Origin of the sequence: Acidobacterium sp. S8 (assembly GCF_009765985.1) — a bacterium.
Lineage (GTDB): Bacteria > Acidobacteriota > Terriglobia > Terriglobales > Acidobacteriaceae > Alloacidobacterium.
Genome location: NZ_LMUM01000018.1, coordinates 30,333 through 46,719 on the forward strand (window position 1 = coordinate 30,333; position 16,387 = coordinate 46,719).

11 protein-coding genes are annotated in these 16,387 nt (G+C 57.4%); 6 read left to right on the forward strand and 5 right to left on the reverse strand.

From position 1 onward, the window contains the following. The first annotated feature begins 143 nt into the window (after window positions 1–143). Complete coding sequence (locus GSQ86_RS06205; RefSeq protein WP_158749097.1) at window positions 144–1,676, forward strand: carboxylesterase/lipase family protein; 1,533 nt, start codon at window positions 144–146, stop codon at window positions 1,674–1,676. Window positions 1,677–1,805: 129 nt separating this feature from the next. Here the strand turns inward: GSQ86_RS06205 and GSQ86_RS06210 are convergent, their stop codons facing one another. Continuing rightward, the gene (locus tag GSQ86_RS06210) at window positions 1,806–3,236 is read right to left on the reverse strand and encodes a glycoside hydrolase family 125 protein (RefSeq protein ID WP_158749098.1); all 1,431 of its coding nucleotides are present in this window, start codon (window positions 3,234–3,236) and stop codon (window positions 1,806–1,808) included. A gap of 142 nt (window positions 3,237–3,378) precedes the next feature. Between GSQ86_RS06210 and GSQ86_RS06215 the strand changes: the two genes are divergently transcribed. After that, a complete protein-coding gene (locus GSQ86_RS06215) occupies window positions 3,379–5,583 on the forward strand; it encodes a DPP IV N-terminal domain-containing protein (RefSeq protein WP_158749099.1) in 2,205 nt (734 codons plus the stop codon). Further along, window positions 5,580–6,467, forward strand: coding sequence for an MBL fold metallo-hydrolase (locus tag GSQ86_RS06220; RefSeq protein WP_158749100.1), 888 nt, complete (start codon window positions 5,580–5,582; stop codon window positions 6,465–6,467). The genes GSQ86_RS06215 and GSQ86_RS06220 overlap by 4 nt, the downstream gene beginning before the upstream one ends. A gap of 49 nt (window positions 6,468–6,516) precedes the next feature. Here the strand turns inward: GSQ86_RS06220 and GSQ86_RS06225 are convergent, their stop codons facing one another. Then, window positions 6,517–8,088 carry a protease pro-enzyme activation domain-containing protein gene (locus GSQ86_RS06225; protein ID WP_158749101.1) on the reverse strand — a complete coding sequence of 524 codons (1,572 nt, stop codon included), beginning with the start codon at window positions 8,086–8,088 and terminating at the stop codon, window positions 6,517–6,519. A gap of 127 nt (window positions 8,089–8,215) precedes the next feature. Then, a complete protein-coding gene (locus GSQ86_RS06230) occupies window positions 8,216–8,503 on the reverse strand; it encodes a DUF3175 domain-containing protein (protein WP_254062189.1) in 288 nt (95 codons plus the stop codon). 104 nt (window positions 8,504–8,607) lie between these two features. Between GSQ86_RS06230 and add the strand changes: the two genes are divergently transcribed. Together add and GSQ86_RS23330 are read left to right on the forward strand one after the other, a co-directional pair. Further along, window positions 8,608–9,672, forward strand: coding sequence for an adenosine deaminase (gene add / locus GSQ86_RS06235; RefSeq protein WP_371720300.1), 1,065 nt, complete (start codon window positions 8,608–8,610; stop codon window positions 9,670–9,672). After that, a complete protein-coding gene (locus GSQ86_RS23330) occupies window positions 9,663–10,010 on the forward strand; it encodes a hypothetical protein (protein WP_254062190.1) in 348 nt (115 codons plus the stop codon). The genes add and GSQ86_RS23330 overlap by 10 nt, the downstream gene beginning before the upstream one ends. A gap of 184 nt (window positions 10,011–10,194) precedes the next feature. On the opposite strand, the gene acnA is transcribed toward GSQ86_RS23330, so the two are convergent. Continuing rightward, complete coding sequence (gene acnA / locus GSQ86_RS06245) at window positions 10,195–12,993, reverse strand: aconitate hydratase AcnA (RefSeq protein ID WP_158749104.1); 2,799 nt, start codon at window positions 12,991–12,993, stop codon at window positions 10,195–10,197. A gap of 375 nt (window positions 12,994–13,368) precedes the next feature. Between acnA and GSQ86_RS06250 the strand changes: the two genes are divergently transcribed. Further along, the gene (locus tag GSQ86_RS06250) at window positions 13,369–14,610 is read left to right on the forward strand and encodes a glycoside hydrolase family 18 protein (protein ID WP_158749105.1); all 1,242 of its coding nucleotides are present in this window, start codon (window positions 13,369–13,371) and stop codon (window positions 14,608–14,610) included. 40 nt (window positions 14,611–14,650) lie between these two features. On the opposite strand, the gene GSQ86_RS06255 is transcribed toward GSQ86_RS06250, so the two are convergent. Then, window positions 14,651–16,384, reverse strand: coding sequence for a peptide-N4-asparagine amidase (locus GSQ86_RS06255; protein ID WP_158749106.1), 1,734 nt, complete (start codon window positions 16,382–16,384; stop codon window positions 14,651–14,653). Window positions 16,385–16,387 lie beyond the last annotated feature (3 nt).

A 16,387-nucleotide genomic window follows, 5' to 3' on the forward strand; every position in this document is an offset into this window, starting at 1 on the left:
AATGGGGCACCCGGCAGAGAGCGCTTACCCGAAGTAGCGATACTCATCCTGAATTAAAAACTTAGAACATCCGGGTGTCCCATTCTGCGCCGAAGGCTGAGGGTGGGCTTGCGTTTCTGCGGGCTTCGCGATAAGCAGGAAGGGTGCAATCAGGAAAAACTTCGCGCAGGGAATTTCTCACTTACTCGTCACTAGCGGCTCTCAGTTGGTCTGGCCGGGGTCTGTTCGCGGCGGCGACTCCGGCAGTTTTGCAAGCGCCTTGCGGAACACTGCGCGGCGAGAGTAGCGATGGAGTCCGCATCTTTCGTGGGGTGCCGTTTGCCGAGCCGCCGGTGGGGGCGCTTCGTTTCAAGCCAACGATGAAGGCGCGTCCATGGAAGGGTGAGCGCGATGCGACCAGGTTTGCCGCGGCAGCCATGCAGCCGAAGCGTCCACGGCTTCAACAGAGCGAAGACTGTCTGTATCTGAATGTGTGGGCTCCGGAGGGCAAGGGGCCATTTCCTGTGTATGTTTGGATTCACGGCGGCGGATTTACCGCAGGAACATCGTTCGATACCGTGCAGGATGGTGCAAAGTTTGCGCGGGAAGGCATCGTCTGCGTCACCGTTGCCTACAGGCTGGGCGTGTTTGGATTTCTGGATATGGAACCGCTGCTGGGTGCGGAATACGCGGGGAGCGGGAACAACGCCGTACGTGACCTCATCGCGGCGCTCTCATGGGTAAAGGACAACATCGAGGCCTTCGGTGGCGATCCGGCTCGCGTAACGGTTGGAGGCGAATCTGCCGGCGCGAAGCTGACAGATATTCTTATGGGCGTGCCGTCGGCGCAGCCGTTGTTTCACCAGATGATTTCTGAGAGCGGCGGCGCGGAGCGCATATGGCCGCAGCCGGATGCGGCAACAGTCGCAAAGGGATTTGGTGAGTTGTGGCAAACCCAAACCGGAAACAATGCTGCCAGCATGCTTGCCGTCCCTGCCGCAGAACTGATTGCGACGCAGAAGAAATTTATGAAGGAGTGGCCACGGCATTTTCCTCTGCGCACGGAAATGGATTCGACGCTGATACCGCAGCTGCCGGTCAAGACGATCGGCGAAGGCTCGACGCGCGGGAAGCGCCTGCTGATTGGGACCAACCGTGATGAGAGCGCGTTCTTTCTTGGGCCACATCCGGCGAAGGAAGTGGCGCCTGCGAATCTTGGGAATCTGCCGCTGGCACGATTTAACGAAGTTTTTGAGCAATACAAGAAAATCTATCCGCAGATGTCGGTTGAACAATTGCGCATTCGCGCCGTGACGGCGGAGGAATACTGGATTCCTTCGATGCGCGTAGTGGATGCGCATGTGCATGGCGGCGGGAAGGCCTGGATGTACAGGATGGATTTTTCCGAGACCAACGGGCGTTTTAAGGGCGAGTCTTATCACTCACTGGATGTCTGGCTGGCGTGGGATAAGCCGCATCCTGAAGCCGAGAACGCTGCAGCCGAGGCTGCGATGGCGACACAGATGTTTACGGCGTGGTGCGCTTTCATTCGCGGAGAGACGCCTGCAGCGGATGGCTTGCCTGCGTGGCCGGAATATCGCAGCGACACTCGTCCGACAATGATTCTGGACACGCAGAGCCGTGTGGAGCAACAGCCGCAGGAGGCAGATCTGCGGCTGTGGGATGGCGTTTTGTAGATTGTTTTGGATCTCGACTCTGCCGGATTTGTGGGAGATCCTTCCTCCCGTTGGTCGTCAGGATGACACAGCAATCTCAAGACTGATCTCATGTGACGATCGAGTCGCAATCAAAACTGGCCATGCACCTTACCGGAGCAAGTGAGGCTTGTTGGCGGCGAGCGTGGCGATCCATTCGCCGAAGAGAGTGTTCGCCCAGGCGAACCATTCGCGGGTAAATTTCTTTGGATCGTCTTTGAAGTAGCTTTCGTGGATGAACCCGCTGCCGGCGGAGGAAACTTTCACCATAGCGAGAGCATTGCGGATTTCTGCATCGGACTGGCTGGTGAGCGCGTAGATGATCTGCGCCATGGGCCAGATCATGTCCTTGCCTTCGTGCGGGCCTCCGATGCCCTCGCCTGCTGTGCCGCGAAAGAACCAGGGGTTCTTCTCGCTCCAGATGAATTTTCTGGTGCGGGCATAGAGAGCTGCATCGGGCGAGCTGGCTAGATACGGAAGCCCGAGAAGGCTGGGCACGTTGGCGTCGTCCATCAAGAGCTGGCTGCCGAAGCCATCGACTTCATAGGCCCAGATGCTTCCTTCTGACGTTTGCGCAACGGCATGCTGGCGCAGTGCCGTCTCGACTTCCGCAGCCAAAGCGCTTGCCTTGTTGGCGAGAGCTGCGTCGTGAAGGATGGCGTTCGCCATCTCTGCGAGGTGGCGTAGAGATGTTACCGCGAAAAGATTTGAGGGCACGAGGAAAGGAAAGATGCAGGCGTCGTCGGATGGTCTGAAGCCGGATGCGATGAGACCAACGGGATTGACGGGATTGCCGTATCCATCGGCGGGCAGCGTTTCTGTCGAGATGAACGAATCACGCTGAAAGTGGTAGGGGCCTGCGCCATGCTTGCGCTGCTGCACGATCATGGTATCGACGGCGAGTGTCATGGCCTGCTGCCAGCGCGCGTCAAAGGGGCGCGTGTCGCCGGTCTGCTTCCAGTATCCGTAAGCAAGACGGATGGGATAGCAGAGCGAATCCAGCTCCCACTTGCGCTCGCCTACGCCTTGCTTCAGGTCGGTCTTGTCTTCGCGGCTCCATTTGAGCGCGGGCGCGTTGAGATCGGCCATGAAGGCATTGGCGTAGGGATCGATGAGGATGCAGCGAGACTGACGGCGGATGACGCCTTCGAGGAGGGCGCGAAGCGATTCGTCTTTTGCCGCGAGCGGAAGATAGGGCCAGATCTGCGCAGAGGAATCGCGCAGCCACATGGCGGCGATGTCGCCGGTGATGACTGCGGTGTCGGGCTTGCCTTCAAACTGTCCCGGCTCGACGGTCGTGTCGAGCGTGTTGGGGAAGCAGTTGGCGAACATGGAGGCGATTTCTGCGTCGCCGATGCGCTTCTGTGTCTGTTCTATGAAGGCTTCGACGGCGGTGCTGCGGAAGCGGCGGTCGGATAGGCTGGGCCGTTTCGATGTGGCTGTATCCGCTCGAAGACCTGAAGGCAAGGCGGCTGCGATGGCTGCAGCACCTGCTGATTTGGCCGCTGATTGAAGCAAGGCGCGGCGCGTCCATTCCTGCATGTAAACTCCCCGGTTCGTTTTTCTTGTTCTGTTCCATGGTAAAACGTTGAACGGACGCGGATGGGAGATGCACTAGAATGAAGTTTCGCCGCGCTGTGAAATCTTCCCGAGCGGCGTTAGCTTACATTTTCGGGGGTTCGACGTGCGTCGTTTGCTTGCTTGTATCTCAACGTGTGTATTGGTTTCCACACTCCATGCCTACGCGCAAAAACAATGGACCGTGGCGGACATTTACGGCAAGGGCGGATTGACCGGCCATTCGCCGGGCGAGATGACGTGGGCTCCAAACGGCAGCAGAGCGATCTATATCGGCGACGATGGCGACCTGATGGAGATCAGCAGCGCGACGGCGAAATCGAAAAAGGTGCTGAGTCACGAGAAGCTTGCGCCGATTATGAACACGCAGCTCAATGAAAAAGACCGCGATCACCGCGCACGTTATAGCGAGCCGGATTACATCTGGGCTCCGGATTCACAGCACCTGCTCTTCGACACCAACGGCACGCTTTGGATTTATGACCTGAAGAACAGCACGGGCACTGAAGTAGGCCACACGGGCCAAGGCAGCGGCGATGATCCAAAGTTCTCACCGAATGGCCAGTATATTTCCTACCTGCACGATCACAATCTCTACGTAGGCCACCCATCAGCTGCGGCAGCTGCTGTTACCAACACGCATGAGCCTACGCTGCTGAATGGCGAGGTGGACTGGGTTTACCTGGAAGAGCTGGACGTGCGCAGCAACTACTTCTGGTCGCCTGATTCGAAGCAGCTCGCTTACCTGCAGATGAATGAAGCAGCGGTGTCGCTGTATCCGATTGTGGATTGGATTCCGACGCATGCGGGTGTGGATGAACAACGCTATCCGCAACCAGGCGATGCCAACCCCGGCGTGCGTGTCGGCGTGGTGAGTGCGAACGGCAGCAAGACAACATGGCTGAAGGTTCCAATGGAGCCGGGGCAGGATTATATTCCGCGCTTCGGCTGGCTCAGCCCGGGGATGGTGTGGGTCGAAGTACTGACGCGTGATCACAAGCACCTGAACCTGTACTTTGCCGATGCGCGCACTGGCGACGTGAAACTTGCGCTGGCGCAGAATGACGATAAGTTTTTTGACGAGGCTTATGATGTGAACTTTTTCGCGCCGGGTGAATTTCTCATTACCAGTTGGCGCGATGGACATACGCATATCTACAACTACAAATACAACGCGGCGAATCCTTTGGATGGACCGGCACAGCCGGTCGGTCAGCTTGAGAATGGCGACTACGAGGTTGGCTCCATCAAGTCCATCGATGTGCCGGGGCATACCGTTTATTACCTTTCGAACGAGAGCGATCCGAGACAACAGCTGCTGTGGGCCGTGAACCTGGACGGCACCAGCAAGCGGCGCATCTCGAAGACAGATGGGATGCACGATCCGGATTTTGCTGAGGGCACGTCAACTTATTTCGATCACTACTCCGATCAGGCGACGCCACCTGCGATGGATATCTGTCACGCGGGAACTGTATGCCAGCAGATATGGCATGGGCATCTGCCGGAAGGCTACGAGATGGTGAGGCCGGAGATGCTGGAGCTGAAGGCTGCGGATGGTAAGACGACGATCTATGCGTCGCTACTTCTGCCTCCGGGAGCGACGTCACCGGCGAGCGTGCCGCTGATCAATAATCCTTATGGCGGACCGCATGCTCAGACGGTGCGCGATAGCTGGGGCGGCGCTGGCTACTACTTCGACATGCTGCTGACGCAGCATGGCTTTGCGGTGCTGCATGTGGACAATCGCGGCATGGGCGGTCGCGGACGCGATTTTGAACAGGCTGCGTATCGGAACTTCGGGCCGGTACAGTTGAGCGATCAGATGGCGGCGATTGATCAGGTTTTGGAAAAGTATCCGCAGCTTGATAAGAATCGGCTGGGTTGGTGGGGCTGGAGCTGGGGCGGCACGTTCACGCTCAATGCGCTTTCACATTCTGACCGTTTTCGCACCGGCGTTTCTGTGGCTCCGGTGACTGATTTCCGGAATTACGATTCGATCTATACGGAGCGCTATCTTGGCCTGCCTGCGGAAAATGCGGACGCCTACAAGGATGCGTCGGTGCAGGAATCGGCGAAGAATTTGAAAGGCCGACTGCTGCTGGTGCATGGAACAGGCGACGACAATGTGCACTTCGCCAATTCGATCCAATACATTCAGAAGCTGATTGACGCGAAGGTCGCTTACGACTTCCAGCCTTATCCGCGCAAGACGCATTCGATTGCCGGGCCGGTAGCGCATACGCATCTGTTTGAGCGCATCGTCTGGCAGTTTGAAACTTACCTGAAGCCGACGGGAGCCGCGCAGTGAGTCATCCGGCAGAGCGTGCCGATTCTCATGATCTGATTCGCGGGCGCACCACAGTAGGGGATTTCGAGCTGACTGTTTTAAGCGACGGATTCTACTTCCTCGATGGCGGCGCGATGTTTGGCGTTGTACCGAAACCATTGTGGGAGAAGCGCGCTCCTGCCGATGAGCAGAACCGCATTCTACTTGGGCTTAATACGGTCATCGTTCGCACCGGGAAGCACACGGTTGCGATCGAGACTGGAATTGGTAACAAGCTCAGTGACAAATTAAAGTCAATCTACGGAGTGCAGGAAAAATTGCCTCTGGCTTTTGCCGCAGCGGGGATCGAGCCGGAAGAAGTCGATATCGTCATCAACTCCCATCTGCATTTCGATCACTGCGGATGGAATACGACTCGCAGGCCTGATGGCACTGTAGTGCCTACCTTTCCGAATGCTCGATATTTTGCGCATCGCGGTGAAGTGGAGCATGGGCATCTGCAACTTGAGCGCGACGCCGTCAGCTACATCAGCGACAATTACGATCCGCTGGTAGAGAGTGGGCAGATGACGCTGCTCGATATCAAACGCGGCGAGACGCAGGAGATTGTGCCGGGAATTTCTGTCGAGGCTTTCCCCGGACATACTTCGCAGCTGATGGCTGTGCATGTGGATTCCGGCGGGAAGCGGGCCTGTTATATCTCAGACCTGATACCTACGAGCGCACACCTCGACGCTACATGGGTGATGGGATACGATCTCGATCCGCTGACGTGTATCGAAGAGCGCAAACGATTTTATGCGCGGGCGATTCCGGAAGAGTGGCTCGTGCTTTTTACGCACGATCATCATGTGCCGTTCGGCCGCATTGCGCTCAACGAAAAAGGCAAGCCTGCACTGCAATAGAAAAGCCCCGGATTTCCGGGGCTTTTTACGTCAATTGATGTAGCCGTTGTTAGTAAACCGAGCCGCCATTCGCGCCGGTGAGTACGGTAAAAATCGTTTCACCTTTCGGTGAGCCAAGCCCTGTGCAGGCATCCCAGCCTGTTCCCGCCGAATACGTACCGTTGTTTCCCTGCGTGATGTCATTAAACGCATTCGCATTCTGGTAGAGGAGCGGATTGACGAATCCAGCGGTGGGCTTGCTTGTCTGCGCAAGCTGCTGGTTTACGAGTGCAATCAACCCGGCGTAAAGCGGAGCGACAGCGCTGGTACCGCCAACTACTTCCTGCTGGCCATCGACGACAACGTTATAACCGCTCTCAGGGCTGGCATCAGCGGAAACGTCGGGAACGCCGCGACCGGAGCTGCCAGATGGAAGTGCGCTTGTCTGCCATGTGGGAACGGCGAAGCTGGTGCTGAATCCGCCGCCGCTTGCGCCTCCTCCTTCGGGTTGATCGTCCCACACGACTTCCTGTGAGATCTGCGTGCCGTTGGCGAAAAGCTCTGTTCCTCCGCATGCAAGAACGTGTGGACTGGATGCGGGGAAGTCGACGGTGGTGCCGTTTGTGCCATCGCTCGAACCGCTGTCGCCGGAGGCAACTGTAATGGTGACGCCGAGAGCCGCCGCCGACTGGCAGGCATTATCGAGTGCCGTGACGGAAGACTGCGACCAGCTGGTTTCAGGGCCGCCCCAGCTGATGGATAACACTGAAGGCTTGTTCGTTGTATCGTGCACGGCGGTGGTGATCGCGTCGATGAAGCCCTGATCGGTGTTCGGGGCGAAGTAGACGGCGATGTTAGCCGCATTCGCTACTGCTCCGGATACCTGGATATCGAGTTCCACTTCTCCGTCGGCGCCATTCGGATCGCCGGGAGAGTTGGTGCCACCGTCTACGCTGACCGCGACGACACTCGGCGTGTTCAGTCCGAGGCCCTGAAAATAGGTATTGAGATCGCTTTCGTCGTAGCCCCCGCCCAACTCGAGAATGCCGATCGTCTGCCCGCTGCCATTGACGTTGGTCGGGAAGTTGTAAAGCTGCGCGACCTGCACAGCGCTGAATGACTGCGGCGATGAGGCGGCAGCAGCCTGCCGGCTGACGGCAGCGTTCCGCTTGCGAAAGTGCGGAGTGGCAATGGGACGCGAATCGAGACCAAGGACTGCTTCAATCGGCTCGGCATGGTCGTCTGGAAGGGAAATTTTTCCTTCAAACCCATGGAAGCGCTTCTTGCGGCTTGTGTCTTCGTAGCTTTGGAGCTGCACGCCGAAAGCCTTCTCCATATTTGCTGCGCTTCCCGTCAACACGATGGTGCGGCGCGGCAGGCTTGACGCTTCTTCATTCACACTGAGCCCGTGCTGTTGCGCGAAGGCGCGGATGCGATCGAAGTCAGCTGGATCGGCTGCATATTGCGCGTTGAATTCTTCGTGCGAGAGCCTGCGCCCTTTCAGGTCGCTCAATTTCAAAGCGTTTTTTCGGCGAACGATCACCGAGACGCTCAGTGTCTGATCGGGCGATGTGGGACCGATTTGAGTGGCATTTACGGGCGCTCTGCGTTCGCTTTTTTCAAGAACTGTACGAGGAGCCATAGATCACCTCAACCTTGCGATTGGTATTTGTTCAACGTTTGTGCCGGAAATAACAATACCATCAGAAAGTGAAACTCATTGCCCGATGGTGCTTCGCGAGAGCTTTGCGTTTCGCATGAGTGAAACTCTATGCGGCTCGTTTCTTTTCCTTTTCGCGTGCCCTCTCTACGCGACTGGAAAGCAGCTCCTTGGCCTTTGCAAGCCGGGCGTGGTCTGCTGCGCTTAATCCTTTGCCCGCACGATTGATGAAGTAAGTCAGCATGCGCATTCCCGATCCCGGCCCTTTGGGAGACACCTTCTTTGACGCCAGTGTCCGGGCAATTGTCTCAGGGCTTTTCTTGAAGAGTCCCTCCGGAGGATGGGTGGAATCCGTCTTTACCGTTTTTACCCATTTTTTCTTTGGGGCAGTCGCCATGAAACTCGCCTCCTTATAGAGAAAGATGCGAAATCCGGTCATTCAGTGGCGTGGAGTTCGAATAGAAGACTGCTGATATCCCGCATCCGGGTGCAGAAATGTCTTTGCCGGGTGCGCGGGACTTTCGTAAAGCCAACCTTTTGCTGTACATCTCAGATGTGAGTAGAAATTCTCAGGAATTTATCCGCCGCCTGCCCAAGGCCGAGTTGCATCTGCATGTGGAAGGCGCGGTCTCGCCGGAAACGCTGGTTGAGCTGAGCTGCCGCCAAGATGCAGAACCGCTGACGCTGGCTCAGGCAGAGGCTCTTTATCAGTACATAGATTTTCATGGCTTCCTGATGGCTTTCAAGGCCGTCACCGAGCGGCTGCGCACGGCGGAGGATTACGAGCTCATCACCTATAGGATGCTGGAGAAGCTGGCCGCGCAGGGCGTGGTGCACGCCGAAGTGTATGTGGCTGTGGGGGTGGTTTATTTCTGGGGGCGATCGGAGATAGAGCCGCTTTTTGCCGGGATGGAGCGCGGACGCCTGCGAGCGGAACGCGATTTCGGCACCACGATGCTCTGGATTTTCGATGCGGTACGACATTTCGGGGTTGAGCCAGCAGCCCGGGTCTTCCGTAAAGCCGCGGAGATGCGGCAGGAGCATCCGAGCATCATCGGCATTGGGATTGGTGGCGATGAGCGCAAGGGACCGGCGGAGATGTTTCGCGATCTATATGCCGAAGCGCGGGATGCCGGTTTACGGCTGACGGCACACGCGGGAGAGGCGATGGGGCCGGAAAGCATCTGGGGTGCACTGAATATCGGCGCAGAGCGGCTGGGCCATGCGCTGACAGCGATTCATGACGAAGAGTTGATACATGTGCTGGCCGAGCGGCAGGTTCCGCTGGAAATCTGTGTGACTTCCAACCTGAAAACGGGCTGTTGCGTGAAGCTGGAGGAGCATCCGGTACGGCGATATTTTGACGCGGGATTCATGGTGACGATCAATTCCGACGATCCAGCGATGTTCGGCAGCGACTTGGAAGGCGAGTACCGCCTGATGCAGAAGACTTTCGAATTCACCCAGGAACACCTGCGGGAGCTGGCGGCGAATTCGATCGAGGCAAGTTTTCTTTCACCGGAACAAAAAGTTCATTGGTTGCATCAGATTGAAAGGTGCGTCTAAAGATATGCGCATGGTCACCCGATGTGGACCATAGCGGGCAAAACGCGGCTGATTTGCGCTATCATGTCGGCATGAAGCCGCTCTTAAAGCGCAAGATTTTTCAGTCGGGAAAGAAGGCTGTCGTGATTGTTCTGCCGGGTCTAAGGAAAAGGGAAGATGCCGCCGTTGCGCTGAAGGCGATCGGCTGGAGTTCGGTAGCGCTCGGTGTTGTTGCGCTGGGGATATATGTGGGCCGAGAGCTGCGGCTTCGGTATAAGTTCAACCGCCGCACTCCCTATGATTTGTACTCGCATGCCGGGGACGAGATGCAGTCAGCTGAGTATGGGATGGGGATTTAGTTCCTCATAAGAGATTTGAGCCGCACGAAGTGAAAAGCAGGATCCTTCCGCTTCTCTTCGTCAGTCTCTGGATGACAATCTGATGAAAAGAAAAGCCCCGGTTTGAACCGGGGCTTTTCTTCATCCAGCCTGCTTTGGAGATTCTTCGCTTCGCTAAGAATGACGGCAGTTTGACAACCGCGACTTAGTTCTTCGCGGCCAGTTGGCGCAGGACGTATTGCAGGATGCCTCCGTTTTCGTAGTAGAGGATTTCCTGCGGCGTGTCGATGCGGACTTTGGTCTCGAACTCCTTTGTCTTGCCGTCGGGAGTAGTAGCTTTCACCTTCAGAGTCTTTCCGTTGGCGAATTTTGCGTCGAGCAGCGACTTGAGGCCGGGAAAGTCGAAGACTTCTTCGCCGGTCAGGCCAAGGCTTTCGACGTTCTGGCCCTCTGCAAATTGCAGCGGCAGAATGCCCATTCCAACCAGGTTAGAACGATGGATGCGCTCGTAGCTTTCCGCGATGACGGCGCGCACTCCCAGCAGACGCGGGCCTTTTGCCGCCCAGTCGCGCGAGGAGCCGGAGCCGTATTCTTTTCCGGCGAGAATGACGAGCGGCGTTTTGCGCTCGGCATACTTCACGCTGGCGTCGAAGATGCTCATCTGCTCGCCCTCGGGCAGCAGGCGAGTAACACCGCCTTCGGTTCCAGGCGCGAGCTTGTTGCGCAGGCGCACGTTGGCGAAGGTTCCGCGCACCATGACTTCATGGTTGCCGCGGCGTGAGCCGTAGGAGTTGAAATCGGCTGGCTTGACGCCGTTCTCCGTCAGGTATTTTCCGGCCGGGCCGTTCTGCTTGATGGAGCCAGCGGGAGAAATGTGATCGGTGGTCACGCTGTCGCCAAGGACGGCGAGAACGCGGGCGCCGTGAATATCCTCCACCGGCGCAGGCTTTGCGGGCATGCCGTCGAAATACGGAGCCTTGCGGATGTAGGTCGAATCGCCCTCCCACTGGTAGACATCACCGGTGGGAAACTTGAGTCCCTGCCAGTTGCTGTCGCCGTCGGAGACGGTCGCATATTCCTTCCGGAAAATCTCGGAATCGATGGAAGAAGCAACGACGTCGGAGACTTCCTTCTGCGTCGGCCAGATGTCTTTCAGATAGACAGGCTGACCATCTTTGCCCTTGCCGATAGGATCGTTGGTGAGGTCGTGATCGATGCGGCCTGCGAGGGCGTAGGCGACGACGAGCGGCGGCGACATGAGGTAGTTAGCGCGCACGTCGGAGTTGATGCGGCCTTCAAAGTTGCGATTGCCGCTGAGTACGGAGACGGCCACGAGGCCGTGGTCCTCAATCGACTTCGAGACATCGGTCGGCAGCGGACCAGAGTTCCCGATGCAGGTCGTGCAGCCGTAGCCGACAACGTTGAAGCGCAGCTTGTCGAGATATTGCAGCAGGCCAGCCTTTTCGTAGTAGTCGGTAACGACGCGCGAGCCGGGGGCAAGCGATGTCTTAACCCACGGTGGGACGGCGAGACCCTTTTCGACGGCCTTTTTTGCCAGAATTCCCGCGGCTACCATCACCGAAGGGTTCGACGTATTGGTGCAGCTGGTAATCGCGGCGATGACGATGGAGCCATTGTCGAGATACTTATCGACATCGACGCCGAAGCGCTCTTTTATCGAGGAAGTCGGGCCGGATTCGTGCACTCCGTGCGTAGATTCCGGAGTTTCGGCGGGATGGCCGCCCTCGCCTTCCCAGCGAACCACCTGGCGCACGCCGTTCTTGTTGGCGTTGGGGCCGAGCAGGTTGGGAAGCTGCTTCTTGAAGCTGGCTCCCGCTTCCTTGAGCAGCACGCGGTCCTGCGGGCGCTTCGGTCCAGCAACGCTGGGCTCGACGGTGGCGAGATCGAGCGAGATGGTCTGCGAGTATTCGGCTTCCGGCGAATCTGCGGTGTGGAAGAGGCCCTGCTCCTTGTAGTAGGCCTCGACGAGCTGGATCTGCTCCTCGCTGCGGCCGGTGAGCCGCAGATAACGCAGGGTTTCCGCGTCAACCGGGAAGATGCCGCAGGTTGCGCCGTATTCCGGGGCCATGTTGGCGATGGTGGCGCGGTCGGCAAGCGAAAGCTCGCTGATGCCGGAGCCGTAGAACTCGACAAATTTGCCGACGACGCCGAGCTTGCGCAGCATCTCGGTAACGGTGAGCACGAGATCGGTGGCGGTTGCGCCTTCGCGCAGCTTGCCGGTGAGTTTGAAGCCGACAACCTGCGGCACCAGCATCGAGACAGGCTGGCCGAGCATGGCGGCTTCGGCTTCAATACCGCCGACGCCCCATCCGAGAACGCCGAGGCCGTTGATCATGGTCGTGTGCGAGTCGGTGCCAACCAGCGTGTCAGGATAGGCGCGCGGAGTTTCGCCGTCTGTCGTGAAGACGACGCGGGCGAGGTATTCAAGATTCACCTGATGGCAGATGCCCATGCCCGGTGGCACAGCGGAGAAGTTACGGAAGGCCGACTGCCCCCACTTCAGAAATGCGTAGCGCTCACGGTTGCGCTGGAACTCAAGCATCGCGTTGAGCGAGTAGGAATTGTCGGTGCCGTACTCATCCACCTGCACGGAGTGGTCGATGACCAGCTCGGCAGGCTGTAGCGGATTGATCTTCTCGGGATTGCCGCCGAGCTGCTTCATGGCGTCGCGCATCGCAGCGAGGTCAACGATGGCCGGAACGCCGGTGAAGTCCTGCATGAGGACGCGCGCAGGCATGTAGGCGATTTCGCGCGAAGGCTCGGCCTTGGGGTCCCACTTGCCGAGGAATTCGATATCGTCGGCGGTGACGCTCTTGCCGTCTTCCTGGCGCAGGAGGTTTTCAAGCAGTATGCGCAGGCTGAAGGGCAGGCGGGTGAGGTTGATGCCCTTCTGTTCCAGTACGTTGAGGCGGAAAATTTCGTAGGTGCGATTGCCGGTCTTCAATTGGGACTGGCTGCCAAAACTGTTTCCAAGTTGACTCATTGGATCCTTCCTTTTGTGCTGAGGCGATCTGGGTGGCACGGGTCTTCTCATCCGCGCAGACTGCGAATAAAGGCGCGGAAGTAATCAACAGAAAAGCTTAATCAGATGCAGAGGATTCGTCCACGGTCCGGATGGCCGTAACGAAAGCGCTTGAGGCGGGGTGGGACGAGGCTGTTCATGGTCCTGAAGTTATTTTAGCGCGACGGTTGCAGGCTTACCGGCATTTTTACCGGAATGAAATGGGATTCGGGCGACACTGAACTTCTGCAACCGCCGATAGAGGAAAAGCGTCTCTTGGATAAGCATCTTTGCGGGAGGTACTGCAGAGAATTCAACTTTCGGTACGCATACTTCTTTTGAAGGGAAACAACTGCAATGATGCGCCGATTTTCCTTTTCTTCGCTTCTCCTGCTGCTGTTCCTGTTTCCCTGCCTGCAACCATCGAGGGCGGCGGAAAAAGCTCAGCGCCCGCTTCTGGTGGGTTATTTTCCGCAGTGGGGGATCTATAACGACCCGCCGTATTTCGTAAAAGACCTCATATCGAGTGGCTCCGCGCAACTGCTCGATCAGCTGAATTATGCGCAGGGCTTTATCGTGGATCGGCGCTGCGCGGTTGCTGACCCGAATGCTGATCTGAATCGGACTTACACCGCTGCCGACAGTGTTGACGGCTCGACGGACAATCCCCTATCCACACTGCACGGCAGCTTCCACCAGTTGCAGGAGCTGAAGCGGCTTTATCCGCAGATGAAAATTCTGATCTCGCTCGAAGGCAAAGCATCCGCGTTTGCGGAAGCCGCGCAGCCCCAGAATCGCGTGGCCTTTGTTGCCTCCTGCATCGATATGTTTGTGCACGGACACCTAGCCCACGGCACAGACGCGGCAAATCTTTTCGACGGATTCGATCTGGACTGGGAGTATCCGCACCCGGAAGACGTGGTGAATTACCTGGCACTATTGCAGGAATTTCGCAGACAGCTCGACGCAGACCGCCCGGGATTGAAGCTGACCATCGCGGCGGGACCGAGTCCACGCATGTATCACGGCGTCGATTTCGCCGCAGTCGCCAAGGTGGTCGATCTGGTCGGGTTGATGAATTATGACTACAGCGGCCCATGGCGCAGCCAGACAGGATTCCACGCGCCGCTCTACAGCGACCACGGCGGCAATGCCGATGGAACTGTCCGCGAATATGAAGATGCAGGCGTTCCGGCGGACAAGCTGCTGCTCGGCGTTCCGTTTTATGGCTATTCGTGGAAGTCGGTCGGCGCGGAGAACCATGGGTTATTCCAGCCGGGAGAATCCGTACATGAGGATCGGCCGTACCGCTACATCCAGACAATCGTAGGAGCTTCCACCGTGTATCGCGATGCGACCGCACAGGCTCCATGGCTGTACGATGGCAACACGTTCTGGACTTATGAAGATCCGGTATCGGCACGCTTTAAGAGCGCCTATGCGCAGCAGCATCATCTGGGCGGAGTAATGGTGTGGGAGCTTGGCGAGGATTCGAGCGACGGGCTTTTGTTGAAGGCAGTGCATGCGGGCTTGTATGATCCGCCAGCGCAGCCACAGCCTGCTTCTCAACCGATAGCGACTTCAGGGACAACGAAATAAAGAAAAGCCCGGCGTGAAGACCGGGCCTTGTCCTTTTTATTTACCAGTGAAAGCCGTGCTGATGGCATGCTGCTCCGTCTTCGACGCCAGTCAGAACGTTGCTGGCAGCGGTGAGCGTGCGGCTGTAGCAGGCGCCGAGTGAATCCTGATACACGTAGCTCTGCTTGCTGCTCTGGTTGGAATTTTGACTCAGTCCGTAGCCAGTGGGAGTGGGTACGAGCAGAGCCGTGTCCGTTGGCGTCACTTCATTCGAAGTGCTGCTGTGAAAGACCGGGAAGCCTTCGAGCGTGTCGGTTTCATCGCGTTGATATTTTTGATCGACGCTGGTCTGAATGGTGATGTCACCATTCCCCTGCAATTGCTGGTTGTAGTTCACGGTGATGGGATAGGAGAAGTCCGTCTCTTTAGTAGTGAAGAGCGGACCTTCCGACGTTGTTGTTTTGGCGTGCGTCGTCGAAGTGTTTACGTTGTTCTGAATGTAGGCCGACGCGGAATTCGTGATATTCGCGACGCTCTTGAAATTAAGCTGCTGCTCTACCTTCGTATTCACACGACCATGCGAGGTATTTACATATCCGGCGATGGTGAAATTATCGGTATTGGTTACAGTTACGACGCCCGATCCGAGACCATTCGCATCAAGCGTAACCGTGTTGGTTACAGACGGATTCGGCGGCGCAAGCGTATCTTCGGTGAGCGCACCTGTGACCTGCTTGCGGCCATGGTCTTCGTAGAGGAGCAGCTGCGCGGTGACGGTGAAGTAACTGTAGGCATTGAAGACACTCACGCCAACCGTATGCTGCTGGCCATCATTCAAAGTACCGGCGAATGGTGTGAGATCGACACGGTAGGGCAGCAGATTCAATGTCTGCACGCCGGGGATCGGTATCCAGAGACCGGGATCGAGACCGCCGGTATAAATCCACGGATAAACGGGAGCCGCGCCTGCAGGTTTTCCGTCAATGCTGATCCGGACTTCGCGGAAGGCGGTGTTTCCGCAGTCGAAAAGCGGCCCTGCAATGTCATTCGGAACACAGAAAAACCACTGTTCTTCCGCGTTCTGACTCTGCGCGATCACGTCGAGATAGGCGGACTCGGTATTCTGCGGCAGCGTGAAGCTCTGCACCACTTCCGGCGTGGAAGATGTGATCTGGAAAGAGGGATTCCCGCTGTCCTCTACAGGCAGAACTGCATCGGCGGTGCGCGGAGCTGGATTCGTGAAGTCTGACTGATAGAACTCAAGCTTGAATGTGCCGAAGATGATCGAGTTCAGGCCACAGCAACCGACAATGTTTCCCAGGCTCGCGTAGCCGGTCTGCGCCGTTTCGAAGAGCGAGCTGTAATCGGTGAGATCGCGCTCGACATGCCACGTATCGGTCTGCGATTGCAGCGGCTCGGCAGTGGTGCCGAAGTAGATGTTCACGCCCCCAAAGAAGATTTGCCCCGTGCGGTCGTACTGTACGCCGGGCTGGATGGAGAAATCTCCGGTGAAAATGACTTTGGACCATGGGCCGGGGCAACCGGCTGGCGGAGTAAAGCTGAAGTCTTTATTGTTGAAGTCGTCAAAAGCTTGATTGGTAAGAAGCGTAACTTCGCAGTGCTTTGTATGTGGGCGCGCGACCGGCGGGTCGGCGGTTGCCACGAGGGACGAGCCCACGCTGGGCGAGTTGGATGACGATTGCGCCAGGATGGTGGTTGAACCCATAAGGCCGATGGCCAGCAGGGTAGTGAATGCGATGGTTCGGGACTGCGCTAAACCGAGATTCGAGCGCATAGG

Bases quoted from the DNA above. Each gene is read 5' to 3' on its own strand.
- GSQ86_RS06210 (WP_158749098.1), bottom strand. From the start codon at position 3,236: ATGCAGGAATGGACGCGCCGCGCCTTGCTTCAATCAGCGGCCAAATCA.
- GSQ86_RS06225 (WP_158749101.1), bottom strand. From the start codon at position 8,088: ATGGCTCCTCGTACAGTTCTTGAAAAAAGCGAACGCAGAGCGCCCGTA.
- GSQ86_RS06230 (WP_254062189.1), bottom strand. From the start codon at position 8,503: ATGGCGACTGCCCCAAAGAAAAAATGGGTAAAAACGGTAAAGACGGAT.
- acnA (WP_158749104.1), bottom strand. From the start codon at position 12,993: ATGAGTCAACTTGGAAACAGTTTTGGCAGCCAGTCCCAATTGAAGACC.
- GSQ86_RS06250 (WP_158749105.1), top strand. From the start codon at position 13,369: ATGATGCGCCGATTTTCCTTTTCTTCGCTTCTCCTGCTGCTGTTCCTG.
- GSQ86_RS06255 (WP_158749106.1), bottom strand. From the start codon at position 16,384: ATGCGCTCGAATCTCGGTTTAGCGCAGTCCCGAACCATCGCATTCACT.